The organism is Citrobacter sp. Cf132, from assembly GCF_030333885.1.
GTDB classification, from domain to species: domain Bacteria; phylum Pseudomonadota; class Gammaproteobacteria; order Enterobacterales; family Enterobacteriaceae; genus Citrobacter; species Citrobacter freundii.
Genome location: NZ_JAOWFA010000071.1, coordinates 248556 through 273175 on the forward strand (window position 1 = coordinate 248556; position 24620 = coordinate 273175).

Below are 24620 nucleotides of genomic sequence, written 5' to 3' on the forward strand. Positions count from 1 at the left end.
ATTGGTATACGTTTCGTTGTTAGTTTGGTGTAGACTCGTAAACCTAAATCTTTTTAATTTGGTTTACAAGTCGATTATGACAACGGACGATCTTGCGTTTGACCAACGCCATATCTGGCACCCTTACACCTCCATGACCTCCCCGCTACCGGTTTATCCGGTGGCCAGTGCCGAAGGTTGTGAACTGATATTAGCCAGCGGTGAGAAGCTGGTTGACGGCATGTCATCCTGGTGGGCGGCAATCCACGGTTACAATCACCCGCAGCTGAATGCCGCGATGAAAACGCAGATTGATGCCATGTCGCACGTGATGTTTGGCGGCATTACCCATGCCCCGGCTATTGCGCTGTGTCGCCAGTTGGTGGCGATGACGCCCGAGGCGCTGGAGTGCGTTTTTCTCGCTGATTCTGGTTCGGTCGCCGTGGAAGTCGCGATGAAAATGGCGCTGCAATACTGGCAGGCCAAAGGTGAATCCCGTCAGCGTTTCCTGACATTTCGTAACGGTTATCACGGCGATACTTTCGGCGCGATGTCGGTCTGCGATCCTGACAACTCGATGCACAGTCTGTGGAAGGGTTATCTGCCTGATAACCTGTTTGCGCCCGCTCCGCAAAGCCGGATGGGCGGCGAATGGGACGAACTGGATATGGTGCCTTTTGCCCGTCTGATGGCCGCACATCGCCACGAAATTGCGGCAGTGATCCTTGAGCCGATTGTACAGGGCGCTGGCGGCATGCGCATGTACCATCCTGAGTGGTTAAAGCGCATCCGTAAGATGTGTGACCGGGAAGGCATTTTGTTGATTGCCGATGAAATCGCCACCGGATTTGGTCGCACGGGCAAGCTGTTTGCCTGTGAGCATGCCGATATCACTCCGGACATTTTGTGCCTTGGCAAAGCGTTAACCGGCGGAACGATGACCCTTTCCGCCACCCTGACCACGCGCCTGGTTGCGGAAACCATCAGCAACGGTGAAGCCGGATGTTTTATGCACGGCCCGACTTTCATGGGCAATCCACTGGCCTGCGCCGTCGCCTCTGCCAGCCTGTCGCTGCTCGAAACCGGCGAATGGCGCTCGCAGGTCGCGGCCATTGAAGCGCAGTTGCGTGAAGAACTCGCCCCGGCGGCAGATTCCCGTTGGGTCGCCGACGTGCGCGTGCTTGGTGCCATCGGCGTGATAGAAACCACGCATCCGGTGAATATGGCCGCGTTACAGAAGTTCTTTGTCGAACAGGGCGTGTGGGTAAGACCGTTTGGTAAGCTCATTTATCTGATGCCGCCGTACATCATCAAGCCCGAACAACTGCGCAGCCTGACGCAGGCCGTCAACGAGGCTGTGCGCAATGCAACATTTTTTAGCGATTAATCGGCGGTAAGCTCTACGGTTTCTGGCTACACTTTTTGGCTAACGAGAGGAGTCAGCATGAAACTAATCAGTAACGATCTGCGCGATGGCGAAAAGCTTCCTCATCGCCACGTCTTTAACGGCATGGGATATGACGGGGATAATATTTCCCCGCACCTGGCATGGGATGATGTGCCCGCCGGGACTAAAAGCTTTGTCGTGACCTGTTACGATCCTGATGCGCCAACCGGCTCCGGCTGGTGGCACTGGGTGGTGGTTAACCTGCCTGCAGATACCCGGGTTTTACCACAAGGTTACGGCTCGGGGCTGGTTGCGTTGCCGGAAGGCGTGCTGCAAACACGCACGGATTTTGGTAAAGCCGGTTATGGTGGCGCTGCGCCGCCGAAGGGGGAAACCCACCGCTATATCTTTACAGTTAACGCACTGGATGTGGAGCGTATTGATGTCGATGAGGATGCCAGCGGCGCGATGGTTGGATTTAACGTCCATTTCCACTCGCTCGCCAGCGCTTCTGTTACCGCAATATTTAGCTAAGTTCTGTTGTGCCGGATGTCGGCTTAGCCTCATCCGGCGTACAAAGCCGACCGTAAGCCTGATAAGACGCGTCAGCGTCGCCATCAGGCAATTTTCTACAGAAATTCAGGCAGCAATTTCAGCAACGTTCCTTGCGCTAACAGTTCGGTCGCGCACTCGATATCCGGTGCGAAAAAGCGATCCTGCGTGTAATGAGCAACCTGCTCGCGTAAAGCCTGGCGCGCCTGCTCCAGCAGCGGGCTTGAAGTTAACCCTTCACGCAGGTCAATCCCCTGACACGCCGCCAGCCACTCTACGGCAATCACGCCGCGCGTATTTGCTGCCATCTCCCACAGTCTGCGCCCCGCCGCCGGAGCCATAGATACGTGATCTTCCTGGTTGGCGGACGTCGGTAAACTGTCTACGCTATGCGGATGCGCCAGCGCTTTGTTCTCACTCGCCAGCGCGGCAGCCGTGACTTGAGCAATCATAAAGCCGGAGTTCACCCCACCGTTTTTCACCAAAAACGGCGGCAGTTGCGACATGTGTTTATCCATCATTAACGCAATGCGTCGCTCCGATAACGAGCCGATTTCCGCAATCGCCAGCGCCAGATTATCTGCTGCCATCGCCACCGGTTCAGCATGGAAGTTGCCACCAGATATGACATCCCCCTCTTCGGCAAATACCAGCGGGTTGTCGGAAACCGCATTGGCTTCCACCAGCAGAACATCCATCACCTGGCGCATTTGCGTCAGACATGCCCCCATCACCTGTGGCTGACAGCGCAGAGAATACGGATCCTGCACTTTCTCACAGTTATGATGCGACTGCGAAAGCGAGCTGGTGTCGGTCAATACGTGACGATACAGCGTTGCGGCATCAATCTGCCCACGCTGCCCTCGCGCGGCGTGAATACGGGCGTCAAACGGACGACGGGAACCCAGCACGGCTTCGGTGGTCAGCGCCCCGCACACCGTTGCAGACGCAAACAGTTCCTGAGCTTCAATTAGCCCACGCAGCGCAAAGGCCGTCGAAGCCTGGGTGCCGTTGAGCAACGCCAGCCCTTCTTTTGCCTCCAGCGTTATCGGCTCCAGCCCGGCCTTTTTCAGCGCTTCGGTCGCCGGGAGCCATTCACCCTGCCAGCGCGCCTTCCCTTCTCCCAACAGCGTCAAAGACATATGCGCCAGCGGCGCCAGGTCACCCGATGCCCCCACGGAGCCTTTCGCCGGGATCAGTGGATACACCTCGGCATTCACCAGCGCAATCAGCGCTTCAATCACGCTCAGGCGAATACCGGAAAAACCGCGCGCCAGGCTGTTGATTTTCAGCACCATAATCAGACGCACCATCGCGTCGTCCAGCGCCTCGCCGACACCTGCCGCATGGGAAAGCACCAGCGAACGCTGCAAATTCTGCAAATCTTCCGTGGCGATACGGGTCTGGGCCAGCAGGCCAAAGCCGGTATTAATGCCATACGCCGTACGGCCTTCAGCGACAATATTATTGACGCAGGCGACGCTGGCGTTAATAGCATCGATCGCCCCGGCATCCAGACTCAGTTTGACCGGCTGCTGCCAGATTTCACGTAGCTGGATAAAACTCAGATGGCCCGGCGTGAGTGTCATGGTGTTCATATCAGCGTTTCTCCTGCGTCGCGGTAACCATCGGCAAATTTAGCCCTTCTTCGACGGCGCATTCCACCGCAATGTCATATCCGGCGTCGGCGTGACGCATCACCCCGGTCGCCGGATCGTTATGTAAGACCCGGGCGATACGCGCCGCGGCTTCATCGGTGCCATCGCAAACAATCACCATCCCGGCATGCTGAGAGAAGCCCATACCGACCCCGCCACCGTGATGCAGCGACACCCAGGTCGCGCCGCTGGCGGTGTTAAGCAGCGCGTTCAGCAGCGGCCAGTCGGATACGGCGTCTGAGCCGTCACGCATAGCTTCAGTTTCGCGGTTCGGGCTGGCAACAGAACCGGAGTCCAGATGGTCACGGCCAATAACAATCGGCGCGGATACTTCACCGCTGCGCACCATTTCATTAAACGCCAGCCCTAGTTTCTGACGCCACTCCAGGCCGACCCAGCAGATACGCGCCGGTAAACCCTGGAAATTAATCCGCTCACGAGCCATGTCCAGCCAGTGATGAAGGTGCTTATCATCAGCCACGATCTCTTTCACTTTGGCATCTGTTTTATAAATATCCTGCGGATCGCCGGAAAGCGCCACCCAACGGAACGGGCCAATGCCGCGACAGAACAACGGTCGAATATAAGCAGGTACGAAGCCGGGGAAATCAAAGGCATTTTCCACGCCCATCTCTTTGGCCATCTGGCGAATGTTGTTGCCGTAATCAAACGTTGGCACGCCCATTTTGCTAAACGCCAGCATCGCCTCAACGTGCGTTGCCATTGAACGTTTCGCCGCCTGCACCGTGCCCTGCGGATCGGACACCGCTTTTGCCTGATACTCTTCCCAGCTCCAGCCAGACGGCAGATAACCATGCAGCGGATCGTGGGCGCTGGTCTGGTCGGTGACCATATCCGGGCGCACACCGCGCTTCACCAGTTCCGGCACAACGTCGGCGGCGTTCGCACACAGCGCAATGGAGACCGCTTTACCCTCGCGAGTGTATTTGTCGATACGCGCCAGCGCATCGTCAAGCGATGTCGCCTGCTCGTCCACGTAACGGGTACGCAGACGGAAATCGATTCGGCTTTGCTGGCATTCAATGTTCAGCGAACATGCCCCCGCAAGCGTAGCGGCTAACGGCTGCGCCCCGCCCATACCGCCCAGTCCGGCGGTCAGTACCCAGCGCCCGCTCAGGTTACCCTGATAATGCTGACGCCCGGCCTCAACGAAGGTTTCATAAGTCCCCTGCACGATGCCCTGGCTGCCGATGTAGATCCAGCTCCCGGCGGTCATCTGGCCGTACATCGCCAGCCCTTTGGCGTCCAGTTCGTTGAAGTGTTCCCAGGTAGCCCAATGTGGCACCAGGTTGGAGTTGGCAATCAGCACGCGCGGTGCGTTGTCGTGAGTTTTGAATACGCCTACCGGTTTTCCGGACTGGACCAGCAGCGTCTCATCGGTCTCCAGTTTGGTCAGCGCGTTGACGATGGCGTCATAGCATTCCCAGTCCCGTGCGGCGCGGCCAATCCCGCCGTAAACCACCAGCTCATGCGGATTTTCCGCCACATCGGGATCCAGATTATTCATTAACATGCGCAGCGGCGCTTCGGTCAGCCAGCTTTTGGCCGTTAAGGTGGTGCCGCGTGGGGCACGAATATCCTGCTGACGATATTTGCTATGGGACATGACAGAAAACTCCTCGCGAACGTCGGATAGATAAGTAACATATACTTGTCTATACAAGTCACCGCAAGGATGATTTTAACAATTAAGATACATTTTTATTATATTGCGTCAGCAATCACGGTTTTCATCTCCTGTATCAGGACATAAACCGCCCTTGCAGTCGATAGCGGGAACCAGGGAACAGTAAACGGGCATGAGAGACAATGGATGACGCGGACCAGGTCTTGCGGCGGATCAGCAGGCAGGGATCGTGTTCTTTGATGTTCAGCAGCGCGCACTCTTCGGCGCTGGCACGTACCGCTTCAACAATATGCTCACCTTCGGTCAAGGGGGCTATCAGCGACAGGTAAGCGTGCGGCGTAGTCTGGCTGTAATCCTGCGCCAGATACTCCGGCACAATTTCGGCATTCACGCAGCGATCTTCAATCTGTACCGGCAGATCGTTCTCGTAGTGCACCATGACAGAGTGAAAAATAGAGGTGCCTTCTTTGACGTTTAATACCAAAGCCTGCTGCGCGTTTGCCCGGGTTCTTTCCAGCGTCAGCACTTCGCACCGGTGCTGATGCTGACGGGCGTTGATTTCATCCGCGATGCTGCGAATTTCAAACAGCGCGGACTGACCTTTTGGCTCGGCGACAAACGTCCCCACGCCCTGCAAACGCACCAGTAAACCTTCATCCGTTAACTCACGCAGCGCCCGGTTGATGGTCATGCGGCTGAAACCATACTGCGCCACCAACTCTGCCTCAGACGGAATGCGATCGTGAGGCTGCCAGATACCGCTGGCAATTTTTTCGCTGATCTCCTGTTTGACCTTTTCGTAAAAAGGAGCCGGAGCAGAACGGGATGGGAGCATGCGTGAGCCTTCCTTAAGCTGAAAATGTGAGTGGGTACAGTTTACAGGCATTACCCGAACCTGATAAGCGCAACGCCATCAGGTATGTCAGTGCCACCAGTGGGCGATTTGCCAGCCTAATCGCGCCGCAACCCGCGCCGCCCTGCCATCATCGTCAAAGCGTGGATTAAATTCAACCATATCCACCGCCTGTAGTTTACCGCTACAACACAGAGGCTCAATCAGTCTCAGCAGCGTCGCCAACGGTACGCCAAGCGCGGCGGGGGCCGACACACCGGGCATTTCCCACACCGGCAGCACGTCGAGGTCGATTGTCAGATAGATGACATCCAGATTGGCAATGAACTGCGCTAGCTGCGCCTGCGCCGTACCACAATGCAGATCCTCCACTACGGTCACACCGAGCCGCTGGGCCTCATCCCAAAGCGCCTGGGTGTTTGCCGCCCGGCTGACGCCGATACAGGCATAGTGAAATTCACGCTGTTGTTCATCGCAAAGCTGCGCCAACTGGCGAAACGGCGTACCGGATGTAGCCTGCCCGGCATGGCGCAAATCGAGATGCGCATCGAAGTTGACTATCCCCACTTTCGCCTGCGGGAATGCGTCCAGCACACCTGCACCATGGGCATATGCGGTTTCGTGTCCGCCACCCAAAACAAAGGTGCGCATATTTTCCTGCTGGCAACGCTGTACTGCATTGCGTAGCGCCTGCTGCGCGCCCTCAAGATCGGGGGCCTGCGCCACAATATTGCCCAGATCCACCAGTCGATGATGCCCATCGTGGCTGGCTAAATTCGCCAGCGCCTTGCGCAGCACATCGGGCGCTCCGGCAGCTCCCGTGCGCCCCTGATTACGTTTAACACCTTCGTCGCAAGCAAACCCGAGCAACGCTATCTGCTCGCGATACATTTCTGGGCTAAACGTCGGGCTCTGGGTGATAGTCTGAAACAGGCGCAGCGCATTCGGCGATTCGGCCCGGTCATCACGTCCCTGCCATAGCGCAGGTGAAGCAGGTTGCCAGTGAGTCATGCTATTTGTCCTTTGAATACGCGTTGGTAGAGCGGGTTGCGCCCGGGTTCATACAGGATCTCAACAGGAAGTGTTGCATCCCACACCACAAAATCGGCCACAAACCCGGCCTTCAATTGACCGTGGGTGTCGTGACGCCCCAGCGCCCGGGCCGCATGACGGGTTACGCCCGCCCATGCTTCTTCCGGCGTTAAGCCAAACTGAACGCAGGCCATATTCATCGCCCAGTGCAGGCTGATAAACGGGCTGGTACCGGGGTTAAAATCTGTCGCTACCGCCATCGGTACCTGATATTGACGCAGCAACGCTACCGGTGGGCGCTGCTGCTCTTTGAGGAAATAGAATGCGCCGGGCAGCAGCACGCCGACCGTACCGCTTTGGCTCATTGCCGCCACGCCCGCTTCATCGAGGTATTCAATATGATCGGCGGATAGCCCGTGGTAGCGGCTTACCAACTGTGCGCCGTCAAGCAATGACAGTTGTTCGACATGGCCTTTAATCGGGATGCCCAGCGCCTGCGCAGCCTGAAACACCCGCTCACTCTGCGCCAACGAAAAACCAACGCTTTCACAGAACAGATCAACGGTCTCAAACAGCCCTTGTTCCCACAGCTGCGGCAAAATGGTCTCGCACACCAGCGTAATATAGCCGTCAGGATCATCCCTGAATTCCGTTGGCGTCGCATGCGCAGCCAACAGCGTCGGGCTGATTTCAACGATATTCTCTGCCGCCAGCGCTGCCACCACGCGCAATATTTTCTCTTCTGTCGGCAAATCCAGGCCGTAGCCGGATTTTATTTCCAACAGCGTAACACCTTCTTTAATCAGCTGTTCCATCCGCTGATGGGCTACGTGTAAGAGTTGTTCATCCGTGGCGCTGCGGGTCGCCGATACGGTGGCATTGATCCCCCCACCCTGAGCACTTATCTGCTGGTAGGAGACACCATTTAACCGCTGCTCCCATTCACCTGCGCGGTTTCCGCCAAAGACGAGATGCGTATGGCAATCAATCAGGCCAGGCGTAATCAGCCGGCCCTGCATATCAAAAGTATTGTCATGTGTGAGATATAACGATGATTCCGGGACGATATCGCGAATCTTGCCCTGGCGGACGATCAGCGCGTGACCATCCACCAGCCCATATGGGGTACCACGTTCAGGATCCATAGTCGCCAGACGAACATTGCGCCAGATAACATCATCAGGGAAGAATTGCTGCATTCGACTCACCACTTGTCATAGGTTGTATAGACATTTATTTTTGATTATAGGGATGTTGTCAACCTGAAGAGCCATAATTGTTATCTATTTGTGATATAAAGACTCTCCGCGCCAGACATTGCTGCGATAAAAAACAACTTTTTACCTTTTCGCCTTCCCGTTTCGCTCAACTTAGTATAAAAAAGCAGGCTTTAATGGATAACTTTCAAAGCCCGGAGCAACCTGTGAACATATCATCAGTTTCCCGTCTGGCGCTGGCAATGGCTTTTGGCGTGACGCTGACCGCCTGTAGCTCTACGCCGCCCGATCAAATTCCTTCCGATCAGACCGCGCCAGGTACCTCTTCGCGCCCGATCTTGTCGGCCAATGAAGCGAAAAACTTCGTTGCTGCGCACTATTTTTCCGCGCTGACGCCAAACACCGCGCCATGGAGCCCTTCTTCAATTTCTTTGCCTGCACAACCTGACTTCGTCGTTGGTCCGGCAGGCACTCAGGGCGTAACCCATACCAGCATTCAGGCTGCGGTGGATGCGGCAATCATCAAACGTACGAACAAACGTCAGTACATCGCGATTATGCCGGGCGAGTATCAGGGCACGGTATACATCCCGGCAGCAACGGGTAGCCTGACGCTGTACGGTATGGGCGAAAAACCGCTGGATGTAAAAATTGGCCAGGCCATTGACGGTGACATGAGCACCGCAGACTGGCGTCGTACGGTGAACCCAGGCGGTAAATATATGCCGGGTAAACCTGCGTGGTATATGTTTGATAATTGCCAGAACAAACGTGGCACAAATATTGGTGTGATGTGTTCTGCCGTCGTCTGGTCGCAAAACAACGGTCTGCAATTGCAGAACCTGACCATCGAAAACAACCTCGGTGACAGCGTTGATGCGGGTAACCACCCGGCCGTTGCACTGCGTACCGATGGCGATAAAGTGCAGATCAACAAGGTCAATATTCTGGGTCGTCAGAATACGTTCTTTGTAACCAACAGCGGCGTACAAAACCGTCTGGAAAACGATCGTCAGCCTCGCACGCTGGTAACCAACAGCTACATTGAAGGTGATGTGGATATCGTTTCTGGTCGTGGCGCAGTGGTGTTCGAGAACACCGATTTCCGTGTTGTGAATTCCCGTACGCAGCAGGAAGGTTACGTGTTCGCACCGGCTACTCTGTCAAACATCTACTACGGTTTCCTGGCGATTAATAGCCGCTTCACGGCAAGCGGCGATGGCGTGGCGCAGTTAGGCCGATCGCTGGATGTCGATTCCAACACTAACGGTCAGGTCGTTATCCGTGACAGCGTGATTAACGAAGGCTTTAACATGGCAAAACCATGGGCTGACAGCGTTATCGCAAAACGCCCATTTGCCGGTAATACCGGTGCGGAAGATGACAAAGGTGAAATCCAGCGCAACCTGAACGACACCAACTTCAACCGCATGTGGGAATACAACAACCGCGGTATCGGTAGCAAAGTGGTTGCCGAGCCGAAGCAGTAATCCCAGAGTAAAAAAAGGTCGCCATATTTACGCTGGCGACCTTTTTTATGGCGTTACACCAAACGCGATTTATTAAAGTTAATCAAACTCCCCGCTTTAATAATCTCACGCTCCTCGGCGGTCAGGCTTTCCATATACAAGCTGATTTCACGCATCGCGCCATCATCATGAAGAACGTACGCTGTTATCTCGCGGCTGCACTCATCCAGCGCACGGCGAATACCAGGAATATAGATATAGTCCCCGACCTCAAAAGAAGGTTTCTCAGCCATTTGTAGCGGTAACATTCCCCAGTTAATGACATTGGAACGGTAACGCTTGGTGGCATATTCCTCGGCGATGTTTGCCAGTCCACCGATCACTCGCTGACAGCTTGCCGCCTGCTCGCGCGCAGAACCATCTCCAGGCCTGACGGCATAAATCATGCTGCCAATTTCAGTCTCCAGTGGTTGCGTGTTTTCTTGACCTGTAATCTGCTGAATGCGTGCGAAAACGGACGCCAGTTCGCTAACGTCACCCGCCTGACGTTGCTTTTCCAGCTCCAACGTCGCTTTACTCCTTCCCACATACCCAGGATCGCGTCGGGAAAGGGTAAATTCCGCCAGCCCCAAAGGATTGGAACGATACGAAGAGGTTTCACCGGACGGGATAAGCTCATCCGTCGTTGTCACGTCATCAAGTATTTTTGAGGCCACTTTCAGCAGAATATTTTCTGTTAACGCGCCCAGTTCCGGCCAGTCTTTAATATTCGGGCCGTAAATGAGCGGCTGTTGCGTGGCCCCTTTCACAAACCCCTGGTATACGCGGCTCTTATATGGCGCAGGATTAAACGCATAGTCAGGTACAGCCTCCCAGCAGTCCAGATCCGTCGCGGCAGTGAGAAATCCTCCATTTGCTGCCGTAGCCGCAATTGATCGCGCATCCATCAGCGCAACGGCTGACATTTGACCATTGCCCGGTTTCGAGCCTTCACGGTTAGGGAAGTTGCGCGTGGTATGGCGGATGCTAAGACCATTGTTGATTGGCGTATCGCCCGCACCAAAGCATGGACCACAGAATGCGGTTCTGATGACGGCCCCCGCTCCCAGTAAATCCGTAACGACACCTTTCTGCGCTAAATCCATAAACACCGGCTGTGACGAGGGGTAGACAGCCAGCGAGAAAGCATCATTACCGCAGGATTGACCACGTAATGCCTGCGCCGCAGCAATCACGTTTTCAAAGTTGCCGCCCGAGCATCCAGCAATGATCCCCTGCTGTACTTTTAAGCGTCCGTTCTCCACTTTATCCAACAACGAGAGGCTGGCTTTACCTTGCGCGATTCGCGCAGATTCAACTTCAATCTCCCGGAGAATATCCGTCAGATTTTCATTGAGTGTAGCAATCTCATAGACATTACTTGGATGGAATGGCAGCGCAATCATCGGCTTAACCGCACTCAGATCGACATAAATACACCCATCGTACCAGGCCATCGGCTGCGGGTTGAGCGGGCGATAATCCTGTTCGCGACCGTGTAATGCCAGCCAACTGCGAGTTTCATCATCCGTTTGCCAGACAGAGCTCAGGCAGGTGGTTTCGGTGGTCATTACATCAACGCTGTTGCGAAAATCCGTTGAGAGATGGCGAATGCCAGGGCCGACAAACTCCATGACCTTATTTTTGACGTAGCCATTTTTAAACACCGCGCCAATGATAGCCAAAGCCACATCCTGCGGGCCGATGCCCGCAACAGGCTTGCCGGTCAGATAAACGGCAACAACGCCAGGATAATCAATATCCCAGGTATCGTTTAACAGCTGCTTGACCAGCTCACCGCCCCCTTCTCCTACCGCCATCGTGCCTAATGCACCGTAACGCGTGTGGCTGTCTGAGCCGAGGATCATTTTGCCGCCCCCGGCCATCATTTCACGCATGTACTGATGGATGACGGCAATATGTGGCGGCACAAAGATTCCGCCGTAACGCTGTGCCGCAGACAGACCAAACATATGATCGTCACCGTTAATGGTTCCCCCTACCGCGCATAATGAGTTATGGCAGTTCGTCAGAACGTACGGTAAAGGAAAGCGCTCCATTCCTGATGCTTTAGCGGTCTGAATAATACCGACAAAGGTAATATCGTGTGAGGCTAATGAATCAAACTTAATTTTTAGCTTATTCATGTCACCGGACGTATTATGCTCTGAGATAATCGACCACGCGATAGTTCCTTTTTTCGCCTCTTCTTTACAGATTGGTTCAGACACCCCATCCTCAGCGATAATTTCATTATTACCGGAGAGGTAAATCCCTTTCTCATATAATTTAATCATTAGATACTCCGCATTGCTGTGCTCCAACCAGAGCACAGACAACCAATGAACGATGTAATTTATACCCTAAATAATTCGAGTTGCAGGAAGGCGGCAAGGGAGCGAATCCCCAAGAGCTTACTCCAGTAAGTGACTGGGGTGAGCGAGCGCAGCCAACGCACATGCAACTTGAAGTATGACGGGTATAGTTAGAGCATGTTCCAGCCAATCAACATATTCCACCACCAAAGGCCCAGCGTAATATGGACGAGGAACGTCAAGAACGTCAGCATTGCGCCAACCAGCCACCACGATTTGATGTCGTTATATCCAACGCCAAAAATAACCGGTCCCGCGGCGCCGCCATAATGGGTAACCATACCGCCGTAAGAGTTAGAAAAGAGTAATGCCAATGCAGTTAACATCAGTGGCGCACCAGAAACGTTCGCCAGCATGGCAAATACCGGCATCATTGCCACAATATAGGCGCTGCCAGAGGCAAAGAAATAACGAACAATAATGCTCAAAAAGAGAATAACAAAGAACGCAACATTGCCGTGGTTACCAAAGTCGAGGTTATTCTTGAAGAGTTCGGCTAACCAATCGAAGAATTTCACTTTCGATAACAGCGAACTCAAACCGATAATACCACCGTACCAGATTAAGGTATTCCAGCCGCCCTTATTTTTAACCACATCATCCCAGGTGACTACGCCAAACAAAAGCATCGTCCCCATTACTACAATGGCAACCGTTGATTCATCAACGCCGAGAGTTTTACTAAAGATCCATCCTAATAGCGCGAGGACGAAAATGCCCAGCAGCATTTTTTCGCGCCCTTTCATTGGACCTAAATCCTGAAGTCCGGCTTTGGCGATAGTCTTGTTATCTACCTTTTTAATTTCAGGTGGATACATAAAATAGATGACTAAAGGCGTTACCAACAGCATAACCAGTCCAGGCACAGCTGCCGCAAGAGCCCATCCTCCCCAGCTTAGTTGTAAATGACAGATATCGTTGATCATCTTCAATGCCAGAATGTTTCCTGCCATCGCAGTAAAAAACATATAGCTGGTCGTTTTAGTGACCATATACACCGTCATCATCAGGTAGTGGCCGACGCGTCGGGGGCTCTTGTCCGGCTCAGAGCCTAACGCCACCGCCACGCTATTGATGATGGGCAAGACAATGCCTCCCGCACGCGCCGTATTTGACGGTGTTGCCGGGGCTAATACCAGGTCAAGAAATACGGTCACGTAGCCCAGGCCAAGCGTGGTGTTACCTATTTTACCAATCAGAATATAGGCAATTCGCTTGCCCAGTCCCGTCGTCACAAAAGCAGCGCTTAAAGTAAACGCGGAGAACACCAGCCATGTCGTACCGGAAGCATAGCCACTCAGCACGCTGCTGGTTTTAAGTACGCCGCTGCCTAAATTTCCGACAACCACCATTGAAGCGGCAACAGCAATCAATAATACCACCGGTTCAGGAAACGGTTTGATCACCAGCCCGACAATGGCTGCGAGATAAATACCAAATAGCACCCAGGCCAGTTCACTTAATCCTGCCGGTGCTGGCATAAGTCCTATAATGCAAGGGATGGCCAATATTAATATTAGCTTCCATAATGATTTAACGTTCATTTTGGGGTCCTGAATAATCTGTACAAGCAATACAGAATGTTTTTCGATTTTCCATAATCACAGCAACATGTGGCCAATGCTGTCAGGGAAGATAAACATCACCGGCGAATATTTTTCTGGCGGTGCGAATAACCGAAGCTCTGATAGTTTCAGGCTCATCCCCTTCATTGGTTAAATAAATATTAAGAGCGCCGCCTGGATGTTCGATAGTGATATTCCCGTAATGCGCGCCTGCGGTTACCTGACGCGTAACGGTACCGTTAATGGCGCAACTGCTGGCGATCGCTATCGCCCCAGTAATTGCCAGTGCTTTATGGCAAGAATGCGGCATAAAATAGCGAACATTAATTGCGCCATCATGCTGAGGCGCCGAGATGAGAATAGGTTTAGGGATAACCTTATTACTGACATTTCCCAGGCCCATAGCTTCACCGGCCTGTAAACGAATAGACTCGATGCGCGCCAATAATTCGCGGTCTGCATCTAAATCTTGCGCGGATTCATAACCCGTTTTCCCCAGGTATTCGGCAGGAATAATTACGACAGGTGTCGCCATATCCATACAGGTCACGGGAACGGAGTTGATATAATCGATGTGTTGGCCCGTTGGAAAAATATGCCCGGTTTTAGAACCTGCGGCATTCAGGAACGTCAATGCAATCGGGGCCGATGTTCCCGGGACACCGTCAATTCTTGCTGTTCCTTCATACTCAACAACGCCGTTTGGTGTCTGTATATCAGCTTCGATAAACGTGTTGGTGTTTACATTGCGAATACGAACGCGGGTGGTCGGCGTTTCGGCATTAATTAATCCCTTTTCAATAGCAAACGCGCCAACGGCGGAAAGCATATTGCCGCAGTTCGGCGTGGTATCGACCCGTTGCTCATGCACCAATACCTGAGCAAATAAATAATCGATATCAGCTTTCGGGTCGTTTGAACGACTAATGATCGCTACTTTGCTGGTTAACGGATTGCCACCACCAATGCCGTCTATTTCCAGCGCATTGCCAGAACCCATAATTTTAATCAATACTTCATCACGCAGTTTTTCTTCTTGCGGTAGATCTTGTGCTAATAAAAATGCGCCCCTGGATGTTCCTCCGCGCATCATAACGCAAGGTATTTTTTTCATGATTATGCTCTCGATATTATTTTCACTATGTACATGGTTGCATGTCATGATTAGGGTGACTAATGACTTCATTTTCGTGATTAGTGATTTATTTTTATTAATTAAAAATTATGAATTGCAGATACACTGAACACTTTCATCTTAGACAGGGGCTTCCCCGATTTAGTCCGGAGTCAGAATGAAACACGAATTATCAAGCATGAAGGCGTTTGTCACACTGGCAGAGTCCGATTCTTTTAACAATGCCGCCAAGTTACTTAATATTACGCAACCTGCATTAACACGCAGGATTAAAAAGATGGAAGAGTATTTACACACTCAACTCTTTGAAAGAACAACTCGCAAAGTCACATTAACAAAAGCGGGAAAAATGCTTTTACCTGAAGCCAGAGAATTAATTAGGGCATTAGATGAAACTATTTTTAATATTAGTGATGTGAATGTTCATCATCATGGCATAGTGACATTATCCTGTATTCCTACCGCGGTTTTCTATTTCTTGCCGTTGGCAATAGGAAAATTTAATGAGCGGTATCCCAATATCAAAGTGCGAATTATTGAACAAGGTACGAATAATTGTATGGAATCCGTACTTTGCAATGAGGCTGATTTTGGAATAAATATGAACAACATCACAAATTCCTCTATCGAGTTCACTCCACTGGTTAATGAACCGTTTGTTCTGGCCTGTCGGCGCGATCATCCACTCGCCAATAAACAGTTGGTGGAGTGGCAGGAATTGCTGAATTACAAATTGATAGGCGTTCGCTCCTCAAGCGGTAACCGATTATTGATTGAACAACATTTGGCCGATAAACCATGGAAGTTGAACTGGTTTTACGAGGTTCGTCATCTGTCCACTTCGCTGGGTCTGGTTGAAGCTGGACTGGGCGTTTCCGCTTTACCAGGGTTAGCAATGCCGCAAACGCCGCATCCCACCCTGACAAGTATCCCACTGGTTGAGCCTGTTATTAGACGCACGCTGGGAGTTATTCGGCGTAAAGACGCTATTCTCTCACCTCCCGCTGAACGTTTCTTCTCTCTTCTGCTTAATTTGTGGGCAGATGACAAAGACTGTCTTTGGACATCCGTTGCTGAACGTCATGAAAATCTACCGATTGTTGGATGAACATAAAAAAATCCGCAATCTTCACAAGATTGCGGATCGTTTGTAACACCTGACGTTTTAGTACGCGTTAACCACCACCCACATCGGGCCTTGTCCTACCGCGTAACGACCGTTCTCTGTCAACAGTCCTTGTTCGCCTGCAATCTTATACACCGTGATATGGTGCGATTTTTGCCCGGCGGCAATCAGGTATTTTCCGCTGTGATCGATATTAAAACCACGTGGCTGAGTTTCGGTAGGCTGGAAACCCTCTTTAGTCAGTACGCTACCGTCTTCAGACACGCTAAAGACCGTAATCAGGCTGGCGGTGCGATCACAGGCATACAGATGACGCCCATCAGGTGTGATATGAATATCTGCTGCCCAACGGGTATCAGCGAAATCTGCAGGCATCATATCCAGCGTCTGCACACACTCAATTTTGCCGTACGGATCTTTCAGCTCCCAGACATCAACAGAGCTGTTCAGCTCGTTCACACAGTAGGCATATTGCTTATTCGGATGGAACGCCATATGACGCGGGCCCGCGCCTTCCACGGTAGTCACTTCAGCCGGTTCCTGCGCGACCAGATGGCCATCATCGCTTACATCAAACAGGCAGATACGATCCTGTTTCAACGCCGGAACCCACAGGGTAAGGTTATCCGGAGAGATGTTGGCTGAGTGGCAACCATCCAGACCTTCAACCACGTCAACCAGTTCCACCGGCAGACCATCTTCCAGACGCGTGACGCTCACGCTGCCAGCGTTATAAGAACCCACGAACACGAAACGTCCCTGATGATCGGTAGAAATATGCGTCGGGCTACCCGGCAGCGCAGACTCTGCCGCGAAGGTCAGCGCACCGTCATCAGGCGCAATACGATAAGCCAACACGCGAAACTCCGGGCGCACGCCAACATAGAGGTAACGCTTATCCGGGCTGACGACCATCGGCTGTACCTGACCCGGCACATCAACCACCTGTGTCAGCGTCAGAGAACCATCGTGATTCAGGCTCCAGACGTGGATTTGCTGACTTTCAGGGCTGGCGGTATAAACGGTTTGCTTCATGAATACTCCTTTGCTTTTTGGCAGGTGGCTGCAATTGCCTGACACACGCCTAAGGTAGACGCTTTTAACGGTGAATGCTTAATTAAGGCTCAGAATTTTGTCCGGCTCCCGTCTCGGTGTACCATTCCAACAGACATAATTCTCAACCTTAATCTGGATAAACCTATGACCGCACGCGTGATTGCCCTGGATTTAGACGGTACCCTCTTGACCCCGAAAAAAACCTTGCTGCCATCCTCTCTCGAAGCGCTCTCGCGCGCCAGAGAAGCAGGCTACCAACTTATCATTGTCACAGGTCGCCATCACGTTGCTATTCATCCTTTTTATCAGGCACTGGCGCTGGATACACCTGCAATTTGCTGTAACGGTACCTATTTGTATGATTATCAAGCAAAAAAGGTGTTGGAATCCGATCCACTTCCAGTAGACCAGGCATTACAGCTGATCGAAATGCTGGATGAACATCAGATCCACGGGCTGATGTATGTGGATGAGGCCATGCTGTATGAGCGCCCTACCGGGCATGTAGTGCGTACCGCTAACTGGGCACAAACGCTGCCGCCGGAACAGCGCCCGACCTTCACCCAGGTTCCTTCGCTGGCGCAGGCGGCGCATGACGTTAACGCCGTCTGGAAATTTGCTCTGACCGACGAAGATATTCCGAAACTGCAGCGGTTTGGCCGGTATGTCGAGCAACAGCTGGGGCTGGAGTGTGAATGGTCCTGGCACGATCAGGTCGACATTGCCCGTAAAGGCAACAGTAAAGGACGACGCTTGACCCAGTGGATAGAAGCACAGGGCGGGTCAATGGAAAACGTGATTGCCTTTGGCGATAACTTTAACGATATCAGCATGCTGGAAGTCGCAGGCACTGGCGTGGCGATGGGCAACGCGGATGACGCGGTCAAAGCCCGCGCCAACATCGTGATTGGTGATAACACCACCGACAGCATCGCGAAATTTATCTACTCTCACCTGCTGTAATCAGGCGGTAATCGATACGCTCTTAATTTGCGCGTACAACCACAGGCCAGGTTTGATACCCAGTTCATCCCTGGCCCACGGGCTGATCTTCGCCCACAGCGTCTTACCGCCCACCTCAAGCTGAACTTCCACCTGACCGTTATCGTCATAGCATTGCGCGACTTTTGCCCGGAGAACATTACGAATACTGGTCTGTTGCGGCGGTTGCAGTACCAATGAAACATCAGAGGCCTGAATACGAATACGCAGCGCGGTTTGCAACGGTTGCTCCAGCTTGTTGACCCACAGATGCTGATCGCCAAGCGCCAGCGCGGTCATCGCGTAGTGTGGATGATGTTCCAGCACGCTGACTTTCAGAATACTGCTTTGCTGTTCCTTAGGCAGCCAGGGGTGCATCACGCTGCTGCCCCAGACATCTTCCAACGAACCAAACGCTTTGACCTGCCCGTTTTCCAGCACCATCACTTTATCTGCCAGGTGCAAAATCTCATCAAGCGAGTGGCTGACGTACAGCATCGGAATATTAATTTCCCGCGCCAGGCGTTGCAGATAAGGCAGCAGTTCGCGTTTACGCGGTATATCCAGCGAGGCTAACGGCTCATCAAGCAGCAATAACTCAGGCGCGGTCAGCAGCGCCCGACCGATGGCGACACGCTGCTTTTCACCGCCAGAAAGACCGCCTGGTAGACGGTCAAGCAGCGGTTCAATGCCCAACAACGCCACCAGCTTATCAAACTGTCCGGCCATGCTTTTCGCCATTCCGTAACGCAGGTTGCCGCGCACTTTATAGTGCGGGAACAGGCGCGCATCCTGGAAAACATAGCCCACCCGGCGTTTTTCCGGCGTTAAACAGATACCGTTCTCGACGTCGTTTAAGACCCGACCGTTGAGCACGATGCGCCCGGACTGCGGCTGCGTCAGACCACTGATGGCGTTAATCAGTGAGGTTTTGCCCGCACCGGAAACGCCAAAAATAGCGGTGATGCCGCTGGCTGGCAGCGTTTCGTTGAGCGTCAGACAATGCGTCCCCAGCGTCTGGGAGAAATTAAGTTCAAGCATGATTATCGCCCCGTCCGCTCACGGCTAATACGCGCCAGCCATTCAGAAATCAGCAGCGAAATCAGCGCCAACACAATGGAAATGATACATAACCTCGCCGCCGCGCTTTCGCCGCCCGGGGTTTGGATCAGGGTATACATCGCCGAAGGAATGGTGCGGGTTTCACCAGGAATGTTGGAAACAAAGGTAATGGTTGCGCCGAATTCCCCAAGGGAACGCGCAAACGCCAGCACCGTACCAACAATAATGCCGGGCAGCATCAGCGGTAACGTAATGGTCATAAAGACGCGCCAGCGTCCGGCTCCCAGCGTGCGGGCCGCCTGCTCCAGCTTGACGTCGACACCTTCCAGCGCCAAACGAATAGCCCGCACCATGAGCGGGAAGGACATCACCGCAGCGGCCAGCACCGCCCCACGCCAGCTAAAGGCAAAAGTGATGCCAAACCAGTCGTACAGCCATTCGCCAATGAATCCGCGCCGTCCCATAGAGACCAACAGCAGATACCCCACCACCACAGGCGGCAGAACCAGCGGCAAATGCAGTACGCTATCGAGCAGCGCTTTGCCCGGGAACTTGCATCGCACCAGTAGCCAGGCAAAGAAGATCCCAAATGGCAGACTAAACAACACGGCCAGGGAAGAAACTTTCAGGCTCAGTATAACGGCCTGCCATTCAGGATCGGTCAGTATCATTACTTGGTCGTAAATCCATAACGTTTAAAGATTTCAGCAGCCTGCGGTCCTTTCAGGTAATCATAGAACGCGCTAACCGTTGCGTTTTTGTGCCCATCAACAATCGCGATAGGGTATTCCACTTTTTTGTGCGAATCTTCCGGGAAGGTCGCCACAACTTTTACGCCCTTGCTGGCGACGGCATCAGAACCATAGACGATCCCCAGCGGCGCTTCGTTACGCTCTACCAGCGCCAGCGCACCGCGCACGTCTTCAGCAGGAGCCAGTTTCGGGGCCAGGGTATCCCATGCACCCAGTTTTTGCAGCGCTTCTTTGGCATAAATGCCTGCCGGAACATGTTCCGGATCGCCAACAGCCAGGCGCCCACCGTTCAACAGACTGGTCCAGTTGGTTTTGCTGTCGATGGTGAAGTCTTTCTGTGCGCTGGCTTTCGGCGCAACCACCACCAGGCTGTTACCCAACAGCGTTTCACGCGTTGCGGTATCAATCGACTTCTTGTCTACCGCGTAATCCATCCATTTCTGATCGGCAGAAATAAACAGATCGGCCGGTGCGCCTGCTTCAATCTGACGCGCCAGTGTGGAAGAAGAAGCAAAAGAGGAGACAACATCAACGTTCTTCTCTTTTTTATATTGCGTTGCAATGTCCTGCATCGCGTTGGTCAGCGAAGCCGCTGCGAAAACGGTAATCTTTCCTTCATCCGCCAGCGCATGTCCGGCAACAGTAAGAGAAAGTGTTGCCCCTGCAAACAAGCGTAACCATGTACGTGCCATCTGTAACTCCTTTGCGTTTCGTTATGTAGGCGCAAATATAACGATTAAACCAGGATTTTCCCAGTGGTTATTGATACCAATTAGAGGTTACACAAAGAAAATATCGGCAGGGAAAGCAGGATCTTGAGAAACTGTAGCGAGAGAAAACGAGTAGGAAGGCTAAAAATATAAACGCCCGACTGAGCGGGCGTTTGGGGAATCAATGATTCTGTCTGGACTGGTCTTTCTGACCGATACCGGAGAAAATGTTGAACACTTCACCCAGTCCGTAAATCAGACCCAGAATGATGGCCATTACCACAGGTACCATGATTACGGCGAATACCAGACTTTTCAATAACTCTAACATGGTCAACTCCAGATATAGTCCTTAGTTGTATTCTAACCACATAACGCAGAAAAGCACTCCCCTTTTGTGCGGTCGGCTTTGCTCAGGCACGGTTTTCCGTCACAATACCCTTTTTTGCCAGGAGCTTGTGATGCAGGCCGAAATCCTTCTTACGCTGAAACTTCAGCAAAAACTGTTTGCTGATCCCCGTCGCATTTCTCTGCTTAAGCACATTGCGCTTTCCGGTTCCATCAGTCAGGGCGCGAAGGATGCAGGTATCAGCTACAAAAGCGCCTGGGATGCGATTAACGAAATGAACCAGCTCAGCGAGCAGACGCTGGTTGAACGTGCCACAGGCGGTAAAGGCGGCGGTGGCGCGGTGTTAACGCGCTATGGCCAACGTTTAATCCAGTTATATGATTTACTGGCGCAAATCCAACAAAAAGCGTTTGATGTTTTGAGCGATGACGATGCGCTACCGCTCAACAGCCTGCTGGCAGCTATCTCGCGTTTTTCACTGCAAACCAGCGCCCGTAACCAGTGGTTTGGCACTATTACCGCTCGCGACCACGATCAGGTCCAGCAGCATGTTGACGTCCTGCTGGCCGATGGTGAAACGCGCCTGAAAGTGGCAATCACTGCGCAAAGCGGTGAGCGTCTGGGTCTTGAGGAAGGCAAAGAAGTACTGATTCTGCTGAAAGCGCCGTGGGTGGGAATCACTCAGGACGACGCCATTGCTCAGGCTGCCGATAACCAGTTGCAGGGCACGATTAGCCATATTGAACGCGGTGCGGAACAGTGTGAAGTGCTGATGACGTTGCCAGATGGCCAGACGCTCTGCGCGACGTTGCCGATAGATCAGACCCACACATTAACTGAAGGCGCTAACGTCACAGCATATTTTAATGCGGACAGAGTGATTATCGCCACACTGTGCTGAGTTAATTGACATCAGCCTGAAGAACACGTATCCCTGTTATTCATCGCTGCAAATAATGGGATACAAAATGTCATCGTTGCAAATTTCGCAAGGCATGTTTCGTCTTAGCGACACAAAAACGCTCCAGTTAGATGCGTTGACGTTAAACGCGGGTGATAGCTGGGCGTTTGTTGGCTCTAATGGTAGCGGGAAATCTGCGCTGGCCCGCGCGCTGGCGGGCGAGTTGCCGCTCCTGAAAGGCGAACGCCGCTGCCAGTTCACACGTATTACCCGACTCTCCTTTGAGCAGCTCCAAAAGCTGGTCAGCGACGAGTGGCAGCGGAACAACACCGATCTTCTTAGTCCCGGTGAAGACGACACAGGGCGCACCACCGCAGAAATCATTCAGGATGAGGTCAACGATCCCGCCCGCTGCGCTGCGCTGGCGCAGCAGTTTGGCATTTCAGCCCTACTCAACAGGCGTTTCAAATACCTTTCCACCGGTGAAACACGCAAAACTCTGCTCTGCCAGGCATTAATGTCCACGCCAGATTTGCTGATCCTTGATGAACCCTTTGACGGGCTGGACGTCGCGTCCCGCCGCCAGTTAGCAGAACTGCTCGATGAGCTGCACCAGGCCGGTTTAACGCTGGTACTGGTGCTTAATCGCTTTGATGAAATTCCCGAATTCGTGCAGTTTGCCGGCGTGCTTGCCGATTGCACACTGACGGAAACCGGCGCAAAAATCGACCTTCTGCAACAGGCATTAATCGCTCAACTTGCCCATAGCGAGCGGCTGGAAGGCATCCAGTTACCCGAGCCGGATGAGCCTTCAGTACGCCACACATTGTCAGATAACGAGCCGCGCATTGTGCTTAAAGATGGCACTGTCTCGTATAACGATCGCCCTATCCTGCATCATCTGAGCTGGCGGGTAAATCCGGGGGAACACTGGCAAATCGTCGGCCCCAACGGTGCGGGGAAATCAACCCTGCTCAGTTTAATCACCGGCGATCATCCCCAGGGATATAGCAACGACCTGACCCTGTTTGGCCGACGCCGGGGCAGCGGTGAAACTATCTGGGATATCAAAAAACACATTGGCTATGTCAGCAGCAGCCTGCATCTGGATTACCGGGTAAGTACGACAGTTCGCAACGTTATTCTCTCCGGTTATTTCGATTCAATCGGCATTTATCAGGCCGTCTCCGACAGGCAGCACAAGCTGGTACAACAGTGGCTGGATATTCTTGGCATCGATAAACGTACCGCGGATGCGCCATTTCATAGTCTTTCCTGGGGACAGCAGCGGCTGGCGTTGATTGTTCGTGCTCTGGTGAAACATCCTACATTGCTGATCCTCGATGAACCCTTGCAAGGATTAGATCCGCTCAACCGCCAACTGATCCGTCGGTTTGTGGATGTCCTGATCGGTGAAGGCGAAACTCAGCTTTTGTTCGTCTCTCATCACGCCGAAGATGCCCCGGCCTGCATTACCCATCGGCTAGAGTTTGTACCCGAGGGCGATATCTATGGCTATCGACAAACCTCTCTGCGTTAATTTTCATGCCAGGGCGTTTATCACGCCCTTTTTTCTGTTTTTTTTTCAGACAATCGCTGTAATAACAACCTAACATAATGATTTATAATAAAGTAACCAGCAGCATCGAGTGAAAATCTTGGAGTGTAAACGATTCCACTAATTTATTCCGTGTCACACTTTTCGCATCTTTGTTATGCTATGGTTATTGCATACCATAGGCTTAACGGAGCGAATTATGAGAGTATTGGTTACAGGTGGTAGCGGTTACATTGGAAGCCACACTTGCGTGCAGTTGCTGAAAAACGGTCACGAGGTGGTGATCCTGGATAATCTCTGCAACAGCAAGCGCAGCGTACTGCCCGTCATTGAGCGTTTAGGCGGCAAGCATCCGACCTTCGTGGAAGGAGACATCCGTAACGAAGCGCTGATAACCGAAATTCTGCACGATCATGCCATTGATACGGTCATCCATTTTGCCGGTTTAAAAGCCGTTGGAGAATCCGTTGCCAAGCCGCTGGAGTACTATGACAACAACGTCAACGGCACTCTGCGTCTGGTGAATGCAATGCGCGCAGCCAACGTGAAAAACTTCATTTTCAGCTCCTCCGCGACCGTCTATGGCGATCAGCCGCAAATTCCTTACGTTGAAAGCTTCCCCACCGGCACACCGCAAAGTCCGTACGGCAAAAGCAAGCTGATGGTGGAACAGATCCTGACCGATCTGCAAAAAGCTCAGCCCGACTGGAGCATTGCCCTGCTGCGCTACTTTAACCCAGTTGGCGCTCATCCGTCAGGAGATATGGGGGAAGATCCGCAAGGTATTCCAAACAACCTGATGCCTTACATCGCGCAGGTTGCGGTTGGCCGCCGCGAGTCTCTTGCCATATTTGGCAATGACTACCCTACTGAAGATGGCACCGGCGTACGCGACTACATCCATGTGATGGATCTCGCCGACGGCCACGTTGCCGCCATGGAAAAACTGGCAGGCATTCAGGGTGTGCATATTTATAATCTCGGTGCAGGCATCGGCAGCAGCGTGCTGGACGTGGTCCACGCCTTCAGCAAAGCCTGCGGTAAACCGGTGAATTACCATTTCGCCCCGCGCCGTGACGGCGATCTTCCGGCCTACTGGGCTGATGCCAGCAAAGCCGATCGCGAGCTCAACTGGCGCGTGACCCGCACATTGGATGAAATGGCGCAAGATACCTGGCACTGGCAGTCACGCCACCCACAGGGATATTCGGATTAA

General features: G+C 52.8%; 21 protein-coding genes. 8 read left to right on the forward strand and 13 right to left on the reverse strand.

Translation table 11 applies throughout. The annotated features are described in order from the left end of the window. The first annotated feature begins 76 nt into the window (after positions 1-76). The gene (bioA, locus tag OGV85_RS21775) at positions 77-1366 is read left to right on the forward strand and encodes an adenosylmethionine--8-amino-7-oxononanoate transaminase (protein ID WP_003837064.1); all 1290 of its coding nucleotides are present in this window, start codon (positions 77-79) and stop codon (positions 1364-1366) included. A gap of 57 nt (positions 1367-1423) precedes the next feature. Continuing rightward, complete coding sequence (locus tag OGV85_RS21780; RefSeq protein ID WP_061548086.1) at positions 1424-1900, forward strand: kinase inhibitor; 477 nt, start codon at positions 1424-1426, stop codon at positions 1898-1900. A 95-nt stretch (positions 1901-1995) separates the two neighbouring features. Here the strand turns inward: OGV85_RS21780 and hutH are convergent, their stop codons facing one another. The 5 genes from hutH to hutI form a co-directional block, all read right to left on the reverse strand. After that, entirely contained in the window at positions 1996-3516 is a 1521-nt protein-coding gene (gene hutH / locus OGV85_RS21785) for a histidine ammonia-lyase (protein WP_016149818.1), read from the reverse strand. A 1-nt stretch (position 3517) separates the two neighbouring features. Beyond that, entirely contained in the window at positions 3518-5203 is a 1686-nt protein-coding gene (gene hutU, locus OGV85_RS21790; RefSeq protein WP_003023061.1) for a urocanate hydratase, read from the reverse strand. Between the two features lie 136 nt (positions 5204-5339). Next, on the reverse strand, positions 5340-6059 hold the full coding sequence (locus tag OGV85_RS21795; protein ID WP_003023059.1) for a histidine utilization repressor: 720 nt from the start codon (positions 6057-6059) through the stop codon (positions 5340-5342). An 87-nt stretch (positions 6060-6146) separates the two neighbouring features. Then, positions 6147-7088 (reverse strand): formimidoylglutamase, encoded by a 942-nt coding sequence (gene hutG / locus OGV85_RS21800; protein WP_003023056.1) that lies wholly within the window; start codon positions 7086-7088, stop codon positions 6147-6149. Beyond that, positions 7085-8308: an imidazolonepropionase gene (hutI, locus tag OGV85_RS21805; protein ID WP_061548085.1), complete on the reverse strand. Its 1224-nt coding sequence runs from the start codon at positions 8306-8308 to the stop codon at positions 7085-7087. Before hutI ends, hutG begins: the two co-directional genes overlap by 4 nt. Before the next feature lie 224 nt (positions 8309-8532). Between hutI and OGV85_RS21810 the strand changes: the two genes are divergently transcribed. Beyond that, positions 8533-9816 (forward strand): putative acyl-CoA thioester hydrolase, encoded by a 1284-nt coding sequence (locus OGV85_RS21810; RefSeq protein ID WP_003837077.1) that lies wholly within the window; start codon positions 8533-8535, stop codon positions 9814-9816. 53 nt (positions 9817-9869) lie between these two features. Here OGV85_RS21810 and OGV85_RS21815 read toward each other — a convergent pair whose 3' ends face one another. From OGV85_RS21815 to OGV85_RS21825, 3 genes are all read right to left on the reverse strand, one after another. Further along, positions 9870-12131, reverse strand: a complete 2262-nt coding sequence (locus OGV85_RS21815; protein ID WP_061548084.1) for a hydratase — start codon at positions 12129-12131, stop codon at positions 9870-9872. 188 nt (positions 12132-12319) lie between these two features. Next, a complete protein-coding gene (locus tag OGV85_RS21820; protein ID WP_003023047.1) occupies positions 12320-13753 on the reverse strand; it encodes an anion permease in 1434 nt (477 codons plus the stop codon). Between the two features lie 82 nt (positions 13754-13835). Beyond that, the gene (locus tag OGV85_RS21825; RefSeq protein WP_061548083.1) at positions 13836-14888 is read right to left on the reverse strand and encodes a 4-oxalomesaconate tautomerase; all 1053 of its coding nucleotides are present in this window, start codon (positions 14886-14888) and stop codon (positions 13836-13838) included. A 178-nt stretch (positions 14889-15066) separates the two neighbouring features. Here OGV85_RS21825 and OGV85_RS21830 point away from each other — a divergent pair, with 178 nt between their 5' ends. Then, positions 15067-16017, forward strand: a complete 951-nt coding sequence (locus OGV85_RS21830; RefSeq protein ID WP_061548082.1) for a LysR family transcriptional regulator — start codon at positions 15067-15069, stop codon at positions 16015-16017. Positions 16018-16074: 57 nt separating this feature from the next. On the opposite strand, the gene pgl is transcribed toward OGV85_RS21830, so the two are convergent. Further along, positions 16075-17070 carry a 6-phosphogluconolactonase gene (gene pgl / locus OGV85_RS21835; RefSeq protein WP_061548081.1) on the reverse strand — a complete coding sequence of 332 codons (996 nt, stop codon included), beginning with the start codon at positions 17068-17070 and terminating at the stop codon, positions 16075-16077. A gap of 165 nt (positions 17071-17235) precedes the next feature. Between pgl and OGV85_RS21840 the strand changes: the two genes are divergently transcribed. Further along, positions 17236-18054: a pyridoxal phosphatase gene (locus tag OGV85_RS21840; RefSeq protein WP_061548080.1), complete on the forward strand. Its 819-nt coding sequence runs from the start codon at positions 17236-17238 to the stop codon at positions 18052-18054. On the opposite strand, the gene modC is transcribed toward OGV85_RS21840, so the two are convergent. The 4 genes from modC to OGV85_RS21860 form a co-directional block, all read right to left on the reverse strand. After that, on the reverse strand, positions 18055-19113 hold the full coding sequence (gene modC, locus OGV85_RS21845) for a molybdenum ABC transporter ATP-binding protein ModC (RefSeq protein WP_003837092.1): 1059 nt from the start codon (positions 19111-19113) through the stop codon (positions 18055-18057). Positions 19114-19115: 2 nt separating this feature from the next. Beyond that, positions 19116-19805, reverse strand: a complete 690-nt coding sequence (gene modB / locus OGV85_RS21850; RefSeq protein WP_003023032.1) for a molybdate ABC transporter permease subunit — start codon at positions 19803-19805, stop codon at positions 19116-19118. After that, entirely contained in the window at positions 19805-20578 is a 774-nt protein-coding gene (gene modA / locus OGV85_RS21855; RefSeq protein WP_003023029.1) for a molybdate ABC transporter substrate-binding protein, read from the reverse strand. The genes modB and modA overlap by 1 nt, the downstream gene beginning before the upstream one ends. Before the next feature lie 199 nt (positions 20579-20777). Beyond that, positions 20778-20927, reverse strand: coding sequence for an AcrZ family multidrug efflux pump-associated protein (locus OGV85_RS21860; RefSeq protein WP_003023026.1), 150 nt, complete (start codon positions 20925-20927; stop codon positions 20778-20780). Positions 20928-21057: 130 nt separating this feature from the next. Here OGV85_RS21860 and modE point away from each other — a divergent pair, with 130 nt between their 5' ends. The 3 genes from modE (at position 21058) to galE (ending at position 24620) form a co-directional block, all read left to right on the forward strand. Then, positions 21058-21846, forward strand: a complete 789-nt coding sequence (modE, locus tag OGV85_RS21865) for a molybdenum-dependent transcriptional regulator (protein ID WP_003023018.1) — start codon at positions 21058-21060, stop codon at positions 21844-21846. Positions 21847-21913: 67 nt separating this feature from the next. Beyond that, positions 21914-23386, forward strand: a complete 1473-nt coding sequence (gene modF, locus OGV85_RS21870; protein WP_003837099.1) for a molybdate ABC transporter ATP-binding protein ModF — start codon at positions 21914-21916, stop codon at positions 23384-23386. Positions 23387-23603: 217 nt separating this feature from the next. Then, complete coding sequence (galE, locus tag OGV85_RS21875) at positions 23604-24620, forward strand: UDP-glucose 4-epimerase GalE (protein ID WP_003023012.1); 1017 nt, start codon at positions 23604-23606, stop codon at positions 24618-24620.